Origin of the sequence: Methylobacterium sp. WL64 (assembly GCF_008039945.1) — a bacterium.
In the GTDB taxonomy this organism is placed as follows: Bacteria; Pseudomonadota; Alphaproteobacteria; order Rhizobiales; family Beijerinckiaceae; genus Methylobacterium.
Genome location: NZ_VRVA01000272.1, coordinates 1 through 1733 on the forward strand (window position 1 = coordinate 1; position 1733 = coordinate 1733).

The window sequence follows — 1733 nt, forward strand, 5'->3', positions numbered from 1 at the left end:
GGGTGGGATGGGCCGGCCGGACAGGCGTTCACAACGTCCCGGGATATGCTCCGCCGTCCATCAGCAAGTTCTGGCCGGTGATGAACCCGGCGTGGCGGCTGCACAGGAACGCGCAGGCGGCGCCGAACTCGTCCGGCTGGCCGAAGCGGCCCGCGGGGTTGTCGCGCGCCCGGGCTTCGAGGAACGCCTCCACGCTGGTGCCGGCCTTGGCGGCGCCGGCGGCGGCGTTGCTGCGGATCCGGTCGGTGTCGAACGGGCCGGGCAGGAGGTTGTTGATCGTCACGTTGTGCCGCACCGTCTGGCGGGCGAGGCCGGCCACGAAGCCGGTCAGCCCCGAGCGGGCGCCGTTGGACAGGCCGAGATGCGCGATCGGCGCCTTCACGGCCCCGGAGGTGATGTTCACGATCCGGCCGAACCTGCGCCCGATCATGCCGTCGACGGTAGCCTGGATGAGGGCGATCGGCGCCAGCATGTTGGCGTCGAGCGCCCGGATCCAGGCGTCGCGGTCCCAGTCGCGAAAATCCCCCGGGGGCGGGCCGCCGGCATTGTTGACCAGGATGTCGGGCTCCGGGCAGGCGGCGAGCGCGGCGGCCCGGCCGGCCTCGGTGGCGATGTCGCCCACCACCACGGTCACGGCGGCGCCGGTTTCCCGGCGGATGGCCTCGGCGGTCGCCTCCAGGGTCTCCGCGGTGCGGGCGGTGATCGTCACGGCGACGCCCTCGCGGGCGAGCGCCAGGGCGCAGCCCCGGCCGAGACCCTTGCTGGCCGCGCATACGAGCGCCCGGCGCCCGCTCAACCCGAGATCCATGGATGCCTCCGAGAACCGGTCCTCCCGGCGAGGACCTTTGCGGGATGGTAACGCGCGCCCGTTGCCGCCGGCACCCGGGGCGGGGCGTATGCGGGACCGGGCGTGCCGATCCGCCGAAAGACTTATCGAACCCGATGCAACCTGTGGGATTGGTCTCTCATGGAGGTGCCCATGATCGTGCTTCGGATTCCTTTGGCCGGGTTTGCGCTCTGGGCGCTCTCGGCCGGACTGGCCTGCGCGCAGCCGGACGTCACCGGGACCGGCGGAGGCCCGCTCTCGACCGAGAAAGTGCCGAACACCACCGCGGTGGGACAGACCAAACCGCCGAGTCGGGACGCCAGCCCGGCCGAGATCCGGCCGATCGCGCGCCGGACCCCGCGCCAGGTCGCGGACAACGCGATCAGCACCCGGATCTGCATCGGCTGCCGGCCCGATCCCGGCACCACCGGCTCCTTGGCCGAGCCCTTGCCCAGCGCCTCGCCTGCCTCCTTGCCCAACGCGTCGCCTGGATCCGGACCGGAGGCCGGCGTGCCGGCCAAACGCGACGTCCAGCTCGACGAACTCCGGACCCTGGCGCCGCCCAAGCAGCAAGCCGACCTCGACACTCTGCCGCTGGCCTCCGCGCACCGCGAGCAGGCGCGCTCGGCACAGGATAAGACCGATGGCCTCTGGCAATCGTGGCTGGTCTCGGTCTGCGACGGCTGCGGCGATCAGAAGCCGGCCCGGCATCTGAAGCTCGAGGATTGGCCGGACCGGGAGGCTGCGATGGCCCCAAGTGCGGCCGACCACGGCAGGACGCCGCCGACCCGGGTGCGGGCCGCCGCAACCCCGCCGCACCGGAGTCTGGCGGCCGACCTTTCGCCAGAGAACATCACCGGGATCCGACGCATGCCGTGAGCGGCCCCCTCCCCGCCCCGTCCCCGGT

At 72.9% G+C, this 1733-nt stretch carries 2 protein-coding genes; one reads left to right on the forward strand and one right to left on the reverse strand.

Annotated elements, in window-relative coordinates:
- Positions 1 to 28: 28 nt before the first annotated feature.
- On the reverse strand, positions 29 to 808 hold the full coding sequence (locus FV242_RS33775; protein ID WP_147910222.1) for an SDR family oxidoreductase: 780 nt from the start codon (positions 806 to 808) through the stop codon (positions 29 to 31).
- A gap of 171 nt (positions 809 to 979) precedes the next feature.
- Here FV242_RS33775 and FV242_RS33780 point away from each other — a divergent pair, with 171 nt between their 5' ends.
- Positions 980 to 1705, forward strand: coding sequence for a hypothetical protein (locus FV242_RS33780; RefSeq protein WP_147942012.1), 726 nt, complete (start codon positions 980 to 982; stop codon positions 1703 to 1705).
- The last annotated feature ends 28 nt before the right edge of the window (positions 1706 to 1733 follow it).